The sequence below is a fragment of the Youhaiella tibetensis genome (genome assembly GCF_008000755.1).
GTDB lineage: Bacteria > Pseudomonadota > Alphaproteobacteria > Rhizobiales > Devosiaceae > Paradevosia > Paradevosia tibetensis.
The window spans coordinates 22,583-38,624 of sequence record NZ_CP041690.1 but is presented as its reverse complement, the minus strand read 5'-3'; the positions used below and the strand labels follow the sequence as shown (position 1 = coordinate 38,624).

Here is a 16,042-nt window from a genome sequence, read left to right as displayed (position 1 = left end):
AGACGAAATTGGACGAGGCTCAATCGGTGATCATCGATGGCGAGAAGGTCGCCATCGCCGAGACCTTCGAGGTGATCGACCCGGCACGCGGCGAGCCCTTCGCGCGCTGCCCGGCCGCCACCCCGGCGCATCTGGATGCCGCGGTTGCGGCGGCGCGCCGCGCGTTCCCGGCCTGGGCGGCCGCATCGCTCGATGAGCGCGCCGAGCGGCTCAACCGCATCGCGGACGCGGTCGAGGCAGACAAGGAGGCGCTGGCCGTCCTGCTTTCGAGCGAGCAGGGCAAGCCCCGCGCCAGCGCCCTGGGCGAAATCGGCGCCGCCATCGGCTGGATGCGCGCCACCGCCGCCCTGCGCCCGCCCGTCGAGGTCATCCAGGACGACGACAAGCTGCGCATCGAGGTGCATCGCAAACCCCTGGGCGTCGTCGCTTCGATCACGCCCTGGAACCATCCGGTGCTGATCGCCACCTGGCACATCATGCCCGCGCTCATGGCCGGCAATTGCGTGGTGGTCAAACCCTCTTCCTTCACCCCGCTCTCGACCCTGCGGCTGGTGGAACTGGCCAACGCCCACCTGCCCCCCGGCGTCCTCAATTCGGTGACGGGGGAAGGCGGGCTCGGCCGCGCCATGACCGGCCATCCGGGCATCGACAAGGTCGTCTTCACCGGCTCGACCCCGACGGGCCGCAACATCATGTCCAACGCCGCCAACACGCTCAAGCGCCTGACGCTCGAGTTGGGTGGGAACGACGCGGCCATCGTGCTGCCCGATGCCGATGTCGATGCCATCGCCCCGGTGATCTTTGCGAAGTCCTTCGGCAATTCCGGGCAGACCTGCGCGGCGCTCAAGCGCCTCTATGTGCACGAAAGCCTCCATGACGCCCTGGCCGAGAAGCTGGCCGCGCTGGCGCGCGCCGCCCGTGTGGGCCCGGCGAGCGATCCTGAGAGCCAGTTCGGGCCGCTCCAGAACAAGGCGCAGTTCGACCTCGTGCGCGAACTGGCCGACGATGCCCGGGCCCAGGGCGGCAAGTTCCTCGCCGGTGGCGCCGCGAACGGGGAGAAGGGCTATTTCTTCCCGCTGACCGTGGTCACCGAAGTCAGCGACGGCATGCGCATCGTGGATGAGGAGCAATTCGGCCCGATCCTCCCCATCATCCGCTACAGCGATGTCGAGGATGCCCTGGCGCGCGCCAATGCCAGCGAAAACGGGCTGGGCGGATCGATCTGGTCGAGCGACATCAAGCGTGCCGAAGCCCTGGCCCGGCGCCTCGATTGCGGCACCGCCTGGGTCAACGACCACTCATCGATCTCCCCGGCAGCCCCGTTCGGCGGCGCCAAGCAGTCAGGCATCGGCGTCGAATTCGGTCATTGGGGGCTGGAAGAATACATGCAGGTCCAGACCGTGCGCATCGCGCGCTAACCGATTTTTTCCCCGCAAGTCTTGAGCGAGGAGCCGGAACCCCGGCTCCTCGCTTTGCTTTTGGATCAGAACTCGTCCCAGTCCGCCGAAATGGCAGCGTTGCCATTGGAGAGATAGGACTTGGCGGCCTGCTTGAGCTTGCCGGGCAGGGCGCGGGGCGCGGTGGCGCGCGCGGCGGGCTCGAACCGGGTGCGCTCGCCATCGGTGAGCGTGAACACGGTGACGATCCCGTCGAGCTCGGTGGCCTGGGATTCGGTCTGCTCGATGGCCGCGTTGATCTCTTCGACGAGCGCGGCATTGTGCTGGGTCATCTCGTCCATCTGGCGGACGGCGGTGGTGACCTCCTCGATGGCCGACGCCTGCTCGCGGCTTTCGCGGGCAATCCCGTCCATGAGGCTATTGTTGGCGCGCACGCCTTCGAGCATGGCCGCAAGCTTGGCCGCCGCGTCGGCGACGAGCTTGGTGCCACCCTGCACCTCGATGGCGCTCTGCTCGATGAGGGCCTTGACCTCGGCCGAGGCCTCAGCGGCCGATTGCGCCAGGCGACGCACTTCGACGGCGACCACCGCAAAGCCCTTGCCGGCCTCGCCGGCGCGTGCCGCTTCGACCGAAGCGTTGAGGGCCAGCAGATTGGTCTGGAAGGCGATGTCGTCGATCATGCCGATGATGTTGGAGATCTTGGACGAGGAGGTCTCGATGCGCTCCATGGCCTCATTGGCCTGGCCCATGACCTGACCACCCTGCTCGGCCGTGCGGGTCACGTCGGCGGCGTTGTCGCTGGCGTCCTTGGCGCGGTTGGCGTTCTGCAGGACCGTCGTGGCCAATTGCTCCATGGCCGCCGAAGTCTCTTCGATGGTGGCCGCCTGCTTGGTGGTGCGTTCGGAGAGATCGTTGGCGCCCGAGAGGATTTCTCCGGTGGCGGTCTTGAGCGCCTGGGAGGTGGCCTTGAGCTGCCCGACGATCTCGGTGAGCTTGTCGGCCACCGCATTGGTGTCGCCCTTGAGGCGTGCGAAGGCGCCCTGGTACTGACCCTCGACACGGCGGGTGAGGTTGGTTTCGGCCAGGGCCGAGAGCACTTCGCCGGTCTCCGAAAGGCCGCGATCGACCGTGGTGACCAGGTTGTTGATCGAGGAGGCGATGTCGTTGAGTTCGGCATCGGGGAAGCTGGCGTCGACCCGGCGGGTGAAGTCGCCTTCCACCGCCGCGTTCACAACGTTGCCGAAGGCGTCGCGGAGCTCGCCCATCATGCGGGTGCGGGCCTCCTTGTCGGCGATGATGCGCACGGCTTCCGCCTCGGTCATCTGCGCCACCTTGAGCCCGTTCTCGCGGAAGACTTCGACGGCGCGCGAAAGCGTGCCGATCTCGTCGATCCGCTCGGTGCCGGGCACGGTCACCTCGTAATTGCCGGCGGCCATGACCTCGACGGTATCGCCCAGCCGGTTGAGCGGCTTGCCCACCAGCACCTTCATCAGCCCGAAGACGATGGCGGCGGCGGCGAGCACGCACAGCGCCGAGAGCGCCACGATCGTCCAGCGCGCCTCGTTGACGGCGGCGGAAAGCGTGGCGGCCGGAACCATCGAGACGACGGCCCACTTGTCCTCGGTGCCACCGGCATTGATGGGGGCGGCCATGAAGCGCCAGACGGCGCCATCGGCACCGGTGGCTTCGCCCTGGGCGCGGTTGCCGCTGGCGATGGCCTGTTTGGCGATGGCCGCGATGGGATCGCTATCGGGAAGCTTCTGGCCGATGACGGCCGGATCGGGGTGGGACACGGCGATGCCGGTGCCCGAGATCAGCATGACGCGGCCGGTATCGAAGGGATGGAAGGCCGAAACGACCTGGTTGACGTCGGCCAGCGCCAGATCGATGCCCGCGGTGCCGGCATATTTGCCGTCGACCTTGATCGGCACGCCGAAGGAGGTGATGAGCAGGTTCTGGCCGGCGACCATATAGGGATAGGGTTCGATGGCGACGGCGCGGTCCAGGTTCTTGGGCAGCAGCGCATAGTCGCCCGGGCCGGGCGTATCGTAGTCGGCGAGCATTTCCTCGATGATCTTGCCCGAGCCGCGGTTCCAGTAGGGCACGTAGCGGCCGGTGGCGTCCCAGGGGGACTGGCCGGCGAATTCGGCGTCGCGCCCGTCAAGCGCGTTGGGCTGCCAGGCCGACCAGGTGGCCAGGATCGCCGGGCTGTCGGCGAGAAGCTTTTCGAGCAGCGCATCATAGGCGGCGCGGTCTGTGACCCCGCTCTCGCGCAGGCCGGACATGGTCGAAGCGATGTTCTGGGCGATCCGGGCCGCCGCCTGCAGGCGCGAGGAGACCTCGGCCGAGACATTGCTGGTCGTTTCGTCCTGGAGTTTGAGGGTCTGGCTTTCCACGGTCGTTCCGACACGCTGGACCAGCACGGTCATGCCGACGGCAAAGACCGCGGCCAAGGCGATTCCGGCAAACAAGGACACCTTGACCGGTAGAGATTTGATACGCACCGACGCCTCCACGTCTAGGGATGCAACAGCCAATCCCTCCTGGACGGCCTGAGGTCACTAGGCGCGCGACAACCCTGCGATTTGGTTAAGGAAACGGTAGCGGCGGCGGGAGAATTTTCCCTGATCCGCCGGGGCTGCAAGCGCCCGTGTGACGGGCGCCTGCGCCGGTTTCAGAGCCGCCCCCGTCAGGCGGCGCGATAGCGCGCGAGCGAGACGTCGGCCGGGTCGATATCGGGCTTGGCGCCGCTCACGAGATCGGCGAGGACCCGGCCCGAGCCGCAGCTCATGGTCCAGCCCAGCGTGCCGTGCCCGGTATTGAGGAAAAGGTTGGCGTAAGGGGTGGCGCCCACGACCGGGGGACCATCGGGCGTCATCGGGCGCAGGCCACACCAGAAGGTGGCCTTTTCGATATCGCCGCCGCCCGGGAAGAGGTCGGTCACCGAATGGACGAGCGCGTCCTTGCGCGGCTGGCGCAGCTTGAGGTCGAACCCGGCGACCTCGGCGGTGCCGCCGACGCGGATGCGACTCCCGAGGCGGGTGATGGCGATCTTGTAGCTCTCGTCCATCACCGTGGACACCGGCGCGCGCGCCTCTTCGGCGATCGGAACGGTGATCGAATAGCCCTTGACCGGATAGACCGGCAGGGAAATGCCGAGCGGGCGCACGGCCTGGGGCGAATAGCTGCCCAGGGCCACTACATAGGCGTCGGCCCGGCGCTCGCCGGCGCTGGTTGTCACCCCGACGATGCGGCCGCCTTCGGCGCGAATGGCCGAAATGGTCTCGCCGAAATGGAAGACGACGCCCTTGGCCCTGGCCATCTCGGCGAGGCGCTCGGTGAACATCTGGCAGTCGCCGGTCTCGTCGCCCGGAAGGCGCAGGCCGCCCACGATCTTTTCGCGCACCGCGCCCAGGGCCGGCTCGGCGCCTGCACAGCCGGCGGCATCGAGCGTTTCATAGGGCACGCCGAACTGGGCGAGCACCTCGGTATCCTTGTGGGCGTCGTCGAGCTGCTTTTGGGTGCGGAAGACCTGGAGCGTGCCCATGGCGCGATCGTCATAGGCGATGCCGGTGGTGGCGCGCAGGTCCTTGAGGCAATCGCGCGAATATTCGGCGATGGGCACCATGCGCGCCTTGTTGCGCGCATAGCGTGCCGAGGTGCAGTTGCGCAGCATCTGGAGCATCCACACCCATTGATGCGGATCGAACCGGGGGCGCACCACCAGCGGGCCATGGCGCATGAGCAGCCATTTGATCGCCTTGCGCGGCACGCCCGGCCCGGCCCAGGGCGAGGCATAGCCGGGCGAGATCTCGCCGGCATTGGCGAAGCTGGTTTCGAGGGCGGGCCCGGGCTGGCGCTCGATGACTTCCACCTCGTGCCCGGCCTGCGCCAGATACCAGGCGCTCGTCACACCAATGACGCCGCCACCCAAAACCAAGACTTTCATTGCGTGAGTAACCCCGGAGACTGATTTGCCGGCAACCTGCCATGCCCGGCCGGGGCGGGGAAGTGCGACCTAAGCATTGCAACTATTCGTTAACCATTGCGGGCGGAAGATGGTATGGGGCCATAACTCGTATCTGATCGCAAAGGCGCTCCAGCCATGACGTCGCCCGAACCCATCCGCCAGCACGCCCAGCAGGTCGCGGCCCTGCCCTGGCGACGCTGTGGGACGGGCGAGGTGGAAGTGCTGCTGATCACCTCGCGCACCTCGCGGCGCTGGCTGATCCCCAAGGGTTGGCCGATCGCGGGCAAGACCCCGGCCGAAGCGGCGCTCCAGGAAGCCTTCGAGGAAGCGGGCGTCCGCGGGGAGGCCAATGTGGTTCCCTTCGGCAGCTATCGGTACGAGAAGCTGCTCAAGGACGGCACGCTCCTGCCTTGCACGGTGACGGTCTATGCCATGGACGTGCTCCAGGAACTGGAGGACTGGCCGGAAGTCTCCGAGCGCGAACGGCGCTGGCTGCGGCTCGATGAAGCCCAGGCGCTGATCCACGAGCCGCATCTGCGCCGGCTGCTGTGCGAGGCCACCTGCCAGATGCTGCTGGCCACCGCGCGCCCGATGCAGGACGCCTAGCGGCCCGCAACGGCGCGGCCGCCCACCCAGACCCTGGAAATATTGGCCCGGTTGGCGGTGTAGAGGATCTTTTCGAGGATATCGGACGGGCTCGCGGGCGCCAGGAGGCGGATGCCACCCTCGCGGAGGCGCGTGTCGATGACCATGGCATCGAAGAGGCACCCCGGCTCGAACCGGCCGATGGGCAGGTCGAGCGCTTGGCCGCCGCCGGCTGTCGCCAGGTGGAAAGCGGTGACGAAATCGACGCGCGAGCCGGGCCGGCCGCGCCGCTCGGCGGGGAGCGCCGGATTGACGCCGGTCTCGAGCATGCGCGAAGCGGCGATGGTCATGCGCGCGGCCTCGAACATCGAGCCGGACGGACCACCGGAAATATCGGTGCCCAGCCCCACATGGACGCCCCGGGCGAGCGCGGCGCGCAGCGGAAAGACCGAGTTGGCGAAATAGGCGTTCGAGAGCGCGCAATGGGCGACGCCTGCCCCGCGGGCCGCCAGCCGGTCCATGTCGTCCTCGGTGAGGAAATTGGAATGGGCCAGGATGGAGCGCCGGCCGAGGAGCCCGAAGCGGTCGAGGCTTTCGGCGTCCGTGACCCCGTGCCGGTCGAGGACGTAGCCATGGGCCCAGTCGCTTTCCGAGCAATGGGTCTGGACGTGGCAGCCGCACTCGGCGGCGAGCCGGCCCAGGCCCTCGAGCGCCGCATCGGTGCAAGACGGTATGAAGCGCGGCGTCACCACGGGGAGGACGCGGTTGTCCTGGTTGGCCGGATGGGCGCGGACGTAGTCGATGAGGGCGCGCGTGCCGGCCACGGCCTCTTCGGGCGAAGCATCGCGATAGTATTGCGGGCACGATTGGGGATCGTCCATCGCCACCTTGCCCACCAGCGCCCGCTGGCCCTTTTCGAGGCAGATGTCGACGAGGAGCCTGGTGGCTTCCTGGTGCACCGTGGCGAAATAGAGCGCGGTGGTCGTGCCCGAGGCGAGAAGGTCCTCGACCAGCGCCGTATAGCTCGTGCGGGCGAAATCGAGGTCCTGGTAGCGGGCCTCGAGCGGGAAGGTATATTTCTGCAGCCAGACTTCGAGCGGCACGTCGAGCGCCTGGCCGAGCTGGGGGTATTGGGGGGCGTGAACGTGGCAGTCGACAAAGCCGGGAAGCACGCAGCACCCTTCGGGCAGGGTGAGATCGGCCTCCTCGCAGGCCTGGGCGAACCCGGCTTCGTCCGCACGCACGACGCTCTCAATGCGCCCGTCCGCGCCCACGGCCAGCACGGCCTCGAGGCACTGGAGGGCTTCGGGCGTGGGCGCGTGGAAGAAGGTGGCGTGGATGGTCCTGCCGACGATGTCGCTCATGGAAACCCCTTTGATTCTGAGGCGACGCTAGCAGCCGCGGGCTGACAATGACAGCGCGGCCACGAGCGCACTTGGCCGGCGCGATCTCTCGTGGTAAATCGGTTTACTAATCCGGTTTCGCGATCTGCCCCCTGGAGCGCCCGCATGGCCCTGCCCGACGACCTGATCCTGGATGCCGCCGACGAGGTGGCCATCCGCCAGAACCTGACCCTGGTCGCGCTGGGCAAGGCGCCCGCCGACCTCGCCATCGAGGTGGGCCGGCTCCTCGCCGTGCATTCGCGCCAGTGGCTCGAAGACCAGGAGATCATCGTGGCGGGGCGCCGCATCGCCTATGTCGGGCAGCGCGGCAGCTACAAGGGCACGGTCAAGGCGCGCGTCAGCTATCACGGTCTTTCGGCCGTGCCCGGGTTCGGCGAGGTGCACAAGCACATCGAATCCACGCACCTGACCCCCGAATTCGAGGCTGCGCTGGTGCTGCCGCGCGGCAATACCTGGACATGCGAGGCCAGCCACGAATTCGCCAATGTCAACGGCGCGCGCAATACCGAATTCTGGCAGAAGGCCCGCGAGGCCGGCTCCCAGCTCAAGGTCTTCATCCAGCCCGGCTCGGCCGTGCCGCCCAGCGCCTGGGAAGAGAGCGGGGGCTATTACGGCTATGAGGAGCAGAAGGCCTTTCTCGCCCGTGATCTTTCGGTGACCAGCCTCGACGAGGTCATGGACTGGCCCGCCGTCTGGAACCCGGAAAACCCCTCCTATGTGCGCATGTGGGGCATGATCGGGGCGACGTTCGAGATGCGGGGGGTCGTGGAGGGCCATGGATCGGGCCTCACCGATCCGCACGACATCTCCGCCTTCGCCGCAGCCGGGCTCTCGTCCGACCACGAGGTCTGGGCGCTGGACGAAGCCTGGGATCGCCTGCAGCGCGGCATCTTCGTCGAGCTGCGCCCGTTCTCCTATGACGTCATAATTCCCGGGCTCATCGAGCGCGGGTTGGCCGACTGGTCCAATGTCGCCTTCACCACCGATGACCGCTCGGCCTCCGAGACGCTCGAAAAGGGCGCGAGCGACCACAACGTCCGCTTCGCCATCGCGCATGGTCTGGCGCCCGAGATCGCCATCCAGTGCGCCACCATCAATCCGGCCCGCCACATGCGCATCGACCAGTGGGTGGGCTCGATCACGCCGGGGCGCTATGCCGACATAGTTCTGCTTTCGGACCTGGAAAGCCTGGCGATCGCCCATGTCTATGCCGATGGCGCCCTGGTCTCGAACGGGGAAACCTTCGTCGGTGAATTGCCGGCCATCGCCTGGCCGGGCTGGGCGACCCAGACCATGAATGTGGGACGGACGCTTTCGGCCGCCGATTTCGCCATCCCAGCCCTGCCCGGCCGTACCAGCATGAACGCGGCGGTGCTGCGCCCCTTCCACTGGAACGAGGACTTTCTGGTCGAGGAACTGCCCGTCGCCGACGGGCTCGTGCAGCGCGACGCCGCCCGCTTCATCACCAAATGGGCGCTGGTCGACCGCTATCGCGGCGACGGGGCGGTGGCCAGGATGTTCTGGACAGGGTGCGGACCGCAGGACGAGGAGACCGCGCTCGCCTGCTCGGTGGCCCATGACAGCCACAATGTGTGGGTCATCGGCTCGGACGACGCGGCCATGGCCATGGCCGTCAATCGCCTCCAGGAGATCGGGGGCGGCTGGGTGCTGGTGCATCACGGCGAAGTGGTGGGCGAAGTGCGCTACGAGGTGGGCGGGCTCATGACGGCGCGGACGGCGCAAGCGCTCGATGCGGAAATGCAGGCGTTTTACCGGGCAGCCGAAAAGGTCACCTGGATGTATAAGCCTTCCGCGCTCAATCTGTGGAAACCCGGTTTTCCGGAGTTCCTGATCTTTGCCACCCTCACCTGCTCGCCGTGGCGCTGGGTGCTGGTGGCCCCTTCCGAGCTGGCGCCCGAAGGGTTCGTGAACGTTCAAACCGGGGAAACCCACAAGGTCGTTTGGTAAGCATGTCCATCAAAGTCTATCTGGCCGGGCCCGAAGTGTTCCTGGCCAATGCCCGTGAAATCCTCGACGCCAAGGCCGAGCTCGCCCGGCAGGCCGGGTTCGTGCCGCTCTCGCCGGGCGACCTCGAAATCCCGCCGGCGCCGACCAAGAAGGGGTTGGGACTTTCGATCAGCGAGATCGACGAGCAGATGATGCTGGAGGCCGACGCCATCATCGCCAATCTCACGCCCTTCCGCGGCATCGCCGCCGATGTGGGCACGGCCTATGAGCTCGGCTTCATGTGCGGACGCGGCAAGCATGCCTTCGCCTATACCAACGTGGCGGCGGACCACGGGGCGCGCATCCATACCTATTACGAGGGCGCCGTGGTCGCCGATGCCGAGGGCCGCCACCGCGGGCCCGACGGGCTTTCGGTGGAAGATTTCGAGATGATCGACAACCTCATGCTCCATGGCGGGGTCGAGCGCCGCGACGGCGCGGTGGTGGTTCACGATGCCGCCGGGGACGCGCTCTATACCGATCTCACCGGTTTCAGGGAGGTGCTGGCCATCGCGGCGGCCAAGCTGCTTTAGGCCCAAGGCCCGACTTCCCCGGCAGCGGCCGGGGAAGCCCCGTTCGTCTCAGCGCACGCTGCGATAGCCGCCCGGCACGCCGTTGGGCGAGAACACCACCTGCCAGAGCTGGATCTTGCGGGACCGGAAGAGGGCCGCGCACAGGAGCAGGTAATAGCGCCACATGCGGTGGAAGCGCTCGCCGTACTTGTCCTCGAGTTCGGGCCAGGCGGCCTCGAAATTGGCATGCCAAGCCATCAGCGTCTTGTCGTAATAGGCGCCGAAATTGTGCCAGTCCTCCATCACGAACAGGCCCTCGCTGGCCGCCGCGATCTGCTTGGCCGAAGGCAGCATGCCGTTGGGGAAGATGTACTTTTCGGTCCAGGGGTCGCCATGGGTGGTCGAGATGTTGCCCCCGATGGTGTGGAGCAGCAGCAGGCCGCCCGGACGCAGCAGGCTTTTGGCCTTTTCCATGAACGGGCGGTAGTTCTTGTAGCCGACATGCTCGAACATGCCGATCGAGATGATGCGGTCGAACTGGCCCTCGAGCGCCTGGTAGTCCATCAGCTTGGTTTCGATCGGCAATCCGTCGCGGTTGGCGTTGGCATAGGCGGCCTGTTCCTTGGAGACGGTTACACCCACCCCTTCCACGCCATAGCGTTCGGCGGCGAACTTGAGGAACCCGCCCCAGCCCGAGCCGATATCGAGGATGCGCATGCCCGGCATCAGCCCGACCTTGCGGCAGATGAGATCGAGCTTGGCCTCCTGGGCGGCGTCGAGCGTGGTGGCATGCTCCCAATAGGCGCAGGAATAGATCATGCGCTTGTCGAGCATGCGTGAATAAAGGTCGTTGCCGATGTCGTAGTGCTTCTCGCCGACTTCGGAGACGCGGGCGCGCTGCATGTTGAAGAGCTTGCCGCGCACGATGCTCCAGATGAGGCCGGGATCGAGGGGGAGGCTGGAAGGGATGTCTCCGACCAGGCCCCGATAGAGGGTCTCGTCGAGATTGTCGGCATCCCACCAGCCGTCCATGTAGGCCTCGCCGACCCCAAGCGTGCCCTGGCTGAGCACGCGGTCGTAGAAGCGGTCGTCATGGACGTGGATGTCCCAGGGGTTGGAACCATCCAGGGAGACATTGGAGCGTGACAAAAGGTCGGTCACGAAGGCTTTTGATTTTGTGTTTGGCATTTTTGAGGGTCTATCGAGCAATGCATTGAAAGGGTCGGTGTGCGGGGGGCGACGTAATTGCCGCCGCGTCGGCCTCGCGGCCGGCAGCAAAACCTGGGACAAATGCGTATACGGACGGGGGATGCCTCCGCCCGGCCGGGCCGGATCACCGGCCCAGATCGTGGCTCGGGACAGGCGCTCGGCGACCCGGCGCAAAGAGGCGGGGGATCGGGCGATCGTCGTCTCGCGGTCGGCTCGGCCGACCTGGAACGCTATTTCTAGGCCCGAGTCGCCGCCCAAGGCAAACGCTTCCAACCTATTGTTAAAATTTCACCTCTAGGTTGGCTGCCAGGACGATGCGGGGGCATCGGGTTCAAAGCGGAAAGCGTTGTGCAGCCAGCAGAGGCGGGTACCGATAGCAGCATCGGCCTGATCGACCGCACCATTGCGGGCGGGTTTCGTTTCATGCGCTTTCCCCGCTCGCTCGAACGGCGTTTCGAGGCCGATACCGGCCCGGCCCGCAGCCGCGAACTGATCGTGCGCAGCCTCCTCGGGCTGGCGCTCTTTAACGTCTTCCTACTTTCTGACTGGGCGCTGATGCCCGATACGTTCGGCAGCGCCATGCTGATGCGGCTGGGGATCGTCACCCCGCTGGCCCTCATGCTGCTGGTGATCACCGCGCTCAATCCGCCGCCGGTCTTCCGCGAGGGCGTGCAGGCGGCGATCGTGGTCATGGCCTCGATGATCCCGCCGGTGCTGATCCTCACCAGCGAACGCCCGTGGCGCGAAGCCGGCCATCACGGCATCCTGCTGGTGGTGATGTTCGCCACCATGATCCAGCGCATCCGCTTCTGGTACGTGCTGGTGGCGGTGATCGCCATCGAAGGGATCTATATCGCGACCCTGGCCAACCTTCCCGGCATCGCCGCACCACCGGCGCTCTCCTACAACATGGTGTTCGCGGGCGGGGTGATCTTCTCGCTGGTGGCTTCCTACAATCTCGAGCACGAGCAGCGCCTGGCTTATCTCCTCGGCCTGCGCGACCGCATCACCAATAGCGAGCTCGAAACCATCAGCCGCAGCGATCCGCTGACCGGGCTGGGCAACCGGCGCAGCCTCGATGAGGCGTTCGAGGCACTGCGCGGGGAACCGGAGGTGGCGGTGCTGCTGCTCGATATCGACCATTTCAAGATCTACAACGACAGCCAGGGGCACCAGGCGGGCGACGCCTGCCTCAAGCAGATCGCCGACATCATCTCGGCCGAACTCCATGACGGCACCGATGCCGCCTTCCGCTTCGGAGGCGAGGAATTCCTGGTGCTGATGCGGCGCGAGAACCTGGCCAACGCCCTGCTGGTGGCCGAGCGTATCCGCGCCGCCATCGAAAAGGCGCGCATCCCCCATCGGGCCATCCCGATGGGCGTGGTGACGGCAAGCCTGGGGGCCGCGAGTTCGTTCGGCAACCCGCAGACCGAGCCGGAAGACCTGGTGGCAGCCGCCGATGCGGCGCTCTATGCCGCCAAGCGCGACGGGCGCAACCGGGTTTGGCCGCGCCTGCGCCAGGGCGACCGCCCCCGCCGCTCCCTCCAGCCGCGCTATTCGGCCAGGTCCGCCTCGGGAGCGTAGCGCAGGATATCGCCGGGCTGGCATTCCAGGTACCGGCAGATGGCATCGAGCGTCTCAAAGCGCATGCCCTTGACCTTGCCCTGCTTGAGCAGGCTCAGGTTGGCCTCGGTTATGCCGATGTGGCTGGCCAGGTCCTTGGATTTGACGTTGCGCTCGGCCAGGACGACGTTGAGCGTGACCTTGATCGGCATCGCTCAGACGAACTCCGCATTTTCCTGGGCGATCTCGGCCGCCTCGAGCATGGTCCAGGAGACCAGCGCCAGCATGCCGGCGAAGAGCAGCATCAGGAGCTGATCCGAACCGAGCGAGAGGGCGATCTGCTTCTGGCCTGCCGGCGCGCCCCAGCTCAGGATGACGCTGATGGCCGCGCCCGCGATGGGGCCGATGGCGGCGGTCCCGGCCATGGCCAGTGCCAGTTTGCGCAGGCCGTGGGCGGCTTCATGCCCGAAGAGCTGGCCGCGCGAAAAGGCTGCAAGGCAAGCGCGGACCTGGGCCAGGCCCCACAGGAGCGCCGCCACGGGGATCAGGCTCGCCATCAGGGCCAGCAGGCGCTGCGGCAGACTGAACTCGGCCAACCATTCGACGGGAATGCGCGCATCGCGCGCCAGCATGGCGACAGGCGCTCCCAGCCAATAGAGCGCCACGCCGATGGGCAAGACAACGGTGGTCGCCTGCACGGCCACCGTCATCAGGCGGCTCAGGCGGGCGATCCGCCGGGCCCGGTCTGCTCTCACCGGTTCTGGAGAGGGAAAGGCATCCACGCTCATTTTGAAAATCTCCGTTGCGATGACTGAGGCATACCCATATTCTTATTGTTTTACAATAATAATTTTCTGCTATACATGCATCTTCGTCGCAAAACACGGAGATATCCCATGCGCCGATTCTTTGTCTGCCTTACCCTCGCCGCCTGCTTGACGCAGTCGGTCCTTGCCGCCCCCTCGACGGATCGGGGGCAGATTTCGGTCGCCCAGGTACGTGAAATGCTCGAAGCGGCCCCGAGCAAGCCGCAGGCCCGCCAGTTGCTGGTGGCCTATCTGGCGGGCGTGGGGGAAACCGCGGGCCTGCTTGCAAAGTGCAGCAAGAGCCTGAACCTCGATATCGATCTGGTGGCTAGTGCCCTCGAGGCGGGCGCGCCCGATGCCTCGCGCTGGTCGCAGACGCCGGCCACGCCCATTATCGTGGCCGATCTCGTGGCGCGTGGAGGGTGCCGCTAGGCGGCCTTGCGGGTGATGCGGTAGGCGCAGCGGCGGGCGCCCGAGACGATATGGTCAATGCGCTCTACCGCGACGCCCGGGCCGAGGGCGGCCTCAAACACGGCCAGTTCGGAGCGGCAGAAATTCTGGCAGCGGGTGGCAGCGATGCAGATGGGGCAGTGGTTCTCGACCAGCAGCAGGTCCCCGTCCTCGTCGCGCGCCTCGGCCATGTAGCCCTCGGCGCTGCGCAGCTCGGCCAGCCGCCGCACCTTCTGATCCAGGCTCAGTCCAGCCAGCGCCTGGCCGTACTGGGCCTGGGTGCGGGCCTCGCGATGGCCGATGAGCCTGTCGAGCCCTTCCTCGCCGAAGACGGCGATCGTGGCGTTGATGATCTCGAGCGACAGCGCCGAGTGGCGATCGGGGAAGCGGGCATGGCCGGCGCCGGTCAGACGCCAGTGGCGCTTGGGGCGCCCCACCGAGACGCGCTTGTCCTCGAAATCGACCAGGCCATCCGCCTCGAGGCGCTCGAGCGTTTGCCGAACCGCAACAGCGGTGACCTGCAATTGCTCGGCCAAGGTGGTTGCAGTTTGCGGTCCGCTGGATTTGAGCGCATAGAGCAAGCGATCGGCGGCACGGTCCTGGTTCAAGCCTACGGTCCTTTCGAATAAGAAAAGCAATTGCTTTCTAAATTCCTCGGATATAACAAGGCAAGCCTAATTTAATTGCATGGGTTCGTAAATGTCTGATTCTTCCAGCGGCGGAAGCTGGGCGGAAATCTTCACGCCTCGCTATGCGACCGTCACCCTGATCCTGTGCCTGGGCGTGGCACTGTTCGCCTTCAACGCCTTCCTGGCCTCGGTGGCGCTGCCCACAGCCGTCCAGCAACTGGGCGGCATCGCCCTCATTTCCTGGGCGCTCACGCTTTACCTGGTCTTCGCCATCATGGGCGGGGCGGGCGCGGCGCTGCTCAAGCAGCGGCTGGGTTCGCGCACGGCGCTCCTGGTCTCGGCGGGCCTCTTCATCGCCGGCACCCTCATCGCCGCCACTGCCTCGAGCATGGCCGAGGTGTTGGTGGGCCGCGCCGTCCAGGGCCTGGGCGAAGGCATCATGGCCGCCATCTGCTTTGCGCTCATTCCCGAGCTGTTTCCCTCCCGGCTGGTGCCCAAGGTCTTCGGCATGCAGGCCGTGGTCTGGGCCGTGGCCGCCTTTGGCGGACCGGTGGGAGCGGGTCTTCTGACCGAACTCGTCTCCTGGCGCGCCGCCTTCCTCGTCAACGTGCCGCTGGTGGCCATTTTCGTGGCCGGCGTACTCTTCGTCGTGCCCGGCAAGAACCGCGATGCGGCCCCGGTCGCGGTCGGATTTCCGGGCATCCGGCTGCTGGCCATCGGCGCAGGGATCATGCTGGTGGCTCTCGCCGGCATCACCCCGCCGCTCGAAGCCGCTGCCCTGCTGGTCGGCGCCGCCGTGCTGCTGGTGGGCGCTGTGCTGCTCGACCGGCGCTCGCGCATCCGGCTGATGCCTTTGGGCGCTTATTGGCCCGGTTCGGTGGTGGGGAGCGGGCTGATCGTCGCCCTGCTCATGCCCGTTGCCCAGGCGGGAGCCGCGGTCTATCTCATCCTGCTCATGCAGCAGCTCTGGGGTTACGGCCCGACGGTGGCTGGCGGCATCGGGGCGGTGATGGCGGTGGCGTGGAGCGCTTCGGCCATTACCGTGGCCAATGTGCAGCGCGGCACGCGCAAATATCTCATGCGCTCCGGCCCGGCGCTGGTGACGCTGGGGCTTGCCGGGCTTCTCGCCGGCCTGCTCAGCGAGCAGCTGGCCATCGTGATCGTGGCCCAGCTCGCCATCGGCGCCGGCTTCGGCATCTCGAACGGCTATCTCAACCTGTCGATGATGGAAGCGGCCTCGGACGAAGAACGCGACCGCACCTCGGCGCTCCTGCCCACCACGCAATCGGCGGGCAACGCGATCGGCGCGGCGCTGGCCGGCGTGGCAGCCAATTCGGCCGGCTATGCCAGCGCCACCACCGCCGACCAGATCCACCAGGCCATCGTGCCGGTCTTCATCCTGGGGGCGGTGATCGCCGGGTGCGCGTTCCTGGCTTCGCTGCGCATGACGGGCCTGATGGCCCGCTCGACCAACACCTCGGCCTTCGCGGCCGCCGAGTGAAGAAAGAGGG

Annotated in this window: 14 protein-coding genes; 7 read left to right on the top strand and 7 right to left on the bottom strand. The window is 66.8% G+C overall.

Annotation, left to right across the window (positions count from 1 at the left end):
• The first annotated feature begins 8 nt into the window (after window positions 1–8).
• The gene (locus FNA67_RS00165) at window positions 9–1,418 is read left to right on the top strand and encodes an aldehyde dehydrogenase family protein (protein WP_147654646.1); all 1,410 of its coding nucleotides are present in this window, start codon (window positions 9–11) and stop codon (window positions 1,416–1,418) included.
• A 65-nt stretch (window positions 1,419–1,483) separates the two neighbouring features.
• On the opposite strand, the gene FNA67_RS22135 is transcribed toward FNA67_RS00165, so the two are convergent.
• Window positions 1,484–3,901 (bottom strand): methyl-accepting chemotaxis protein, encoded by a 2,418-nt coding sequence (locus FNA67_RS22135; RefSeq protein WP_147654645.1) that lies wholly within the window; start codon window positions 3,899–3,901, stop codon window positions 1,484–1,486.
• Window positions 3,902–4,086: 185 nt separating this feature from the next.
• Window positions 4,087–5,346, bottom strand: a complete 1,260-nt coding sequence (locus FNA67_RS00155; protein ID WP_147654644.1) for a D-amino acid dehydrogenase — start codon at window positions 5,344–5,346, stop codon at window positions 4,087–4,089.
• A 156-nt stretch (window positions 5,347–5,502) separates the two neighbouring features.
• On the opposite strand from FNA67_RS00155, the gene FNA67_RS00150 reads away from it, so the two are divergent.
• Complete coding sequence (locus FNA67_RS00150) at window positions 5,503–5,973, top strand: NUDIX hydrolase (RefSeq protein ID WP_147654643.1); 471 nt, start codon at window positions 5,503–5,505, stop codon at window positions 5,971–5,973.
• Here FNA67_RS00150 and guaD read toward each other — a convergent pair.
• Entirely contained in the window at window positions 5,970–7,316 is a 1,347-nt protein-coding gene (gene guaD / locus FNA67_RS00145; protein ID WP_147654642.1) for a guanine deaminase, read from the bottom strand. The genes FNA67_RS00150 and guaD overlap by 4 nt on opposite strands.
• 144 nt (window positions 7,317–7,460) lie before the next feature.
• Here guaD and FNA67_RS00140 point away from each other — a divergent pair, with 144 nt between their 5' ends.
• Both FNA67_RS00140 and FNA67_RS00135 read left to right on the top strand, forming a co-directional pair.
• On the top strand, window positions 7,461–9,323 hold the full coding sequence (locus FNA67_RS00140) for an adenine deaminase (protein ID WP_147654641.1): 1,863 nt from the start codon (window positions 7,461–7,463) through the stop codon (window positions 9,321–9,323).
• Window positions 9,324–9,325: 2 nt separating this feature from the next.
• Window positions 9,326–9,895, top strand: coding sequence for a nucleoside 2-deoxyribosyltransferase (locus FNA67_RS00135; RefSeq protein ID WP_049707160.1), 570 nt, complete (start codon window positions 9,326–9,328; stop codon window positions 9,893–9,895).
• Window positions 9,896–9,943: 48 nt separating this feature from the next.
• Here the strand turns inward: FNA67_RS00135 and cfa are convergent, their stop codons facing one another.
• Entirely contained in the window at window positions 9,944–11,062 is a 1,119-nt protein-coding gene (gene cfa, locus FNA67_RS00130; protein WP_049707159.1) for a cyclopropane fatty acyl phospholipid synthase, read from the bottom strand.
• Between the two features lie 369 nt (window positions 11,063–11,431).
• Here cfa and FNA67_RS00125 point away from each other — a divergent pair, with 369 nt between their 5' ends.
• Complete coding sequence (locus FNA67_RS00125) at window positions 11,432–12,667, top strand: GGDEF domain-containing protein (protein ID WP_147654640.1); 1,236 nt, start codon at window positions 11,432–11,434, stop codon at window positions 12,665–12,667.
• On the opposite strand, the gene FNA67_RS00120 is transcribed toward FNA67_RS00125, so the two are convergent.
• Complete coding sequence (locus FNA67_RS00120) at window positions 12,637–12,858, bottom strand: helix-turn-helix domain-containing protein (protein WP_147654639.1); 222 nt, start codon at window positions 12,856–12,858, stop codon at window positions 12,637–12,639. The two genes, FNA67_RS00125 and FNA67_RS00120, sit on opposite strands and share 31 nt — an antisense overlap.
• 3 nt (window positions 12,859–12,861) lie before the next feature.
• Window positions 12,862–13,434 (bottom strand): DUF2975 domain-containing protein, encoded by a 573-nt coding sequence (locus FNA67_RS00115; RefSeq protein ID WP_147654638.1) that lies wholly within the window; start codon window positions 13,432–13,434, stop codon window positions 12,862–12,864.
• A gap of 108 nt (window positions 13,435–13,542) precedes the next feature.
• Here FNA67_RS00115 and FNA67_RS00110 point away from each other — a divergent pair, with 108 nt between their 5' ends.
• Window positions 13,543–13,884, top strand: a complete 342-nt coding sequence (locus FNA67_RS00110) for a chlorophyllide reductase (protein WP_147654637.1) — start codon at window positions 13,543–13,545, stop codon at window positions 13,882–13,884.
• On the opposite strand, the gene FNA67_RS00105 is transcribed toward FNA67_RS00110, so the two are convergent.
• Window positions 13,881–14,510, bottom strand: a complete 630-nt coding sequence (locus tag FNA67_RS00105; RefSeq protein ID WP_174851662.1) for a helix-turn-helix transcriptional regulator — start codon at window positions 14,508–14,510, stop codon at window positions 13,881–13,883. The genes FNA67_RS00110 and FNA67_RS00105 overlap by 4 nt on opposite strands.
• Window positions 14,511–14,601: 91 nt before the next feature.
• Between FNA67_RS00105 and FNA67_RS00100 the strand changes: the two genes are divergently transcribed.
• Window positions 14,602–16,032 carry an MFS transporter gene (locus tag FNA67_RS00100; protein WP_049707153.1) on the top strand — a complete coding sequence of 477 codons (1,431 nt, stop codon included), beginning with the start codon at window positions 14,602–14,604 and terminating at the stop codon, window positions 16,030–16,032.
• The last annotated feature ends 10 nt before the right edge of the window (window positions 16,033–16,042 follow it).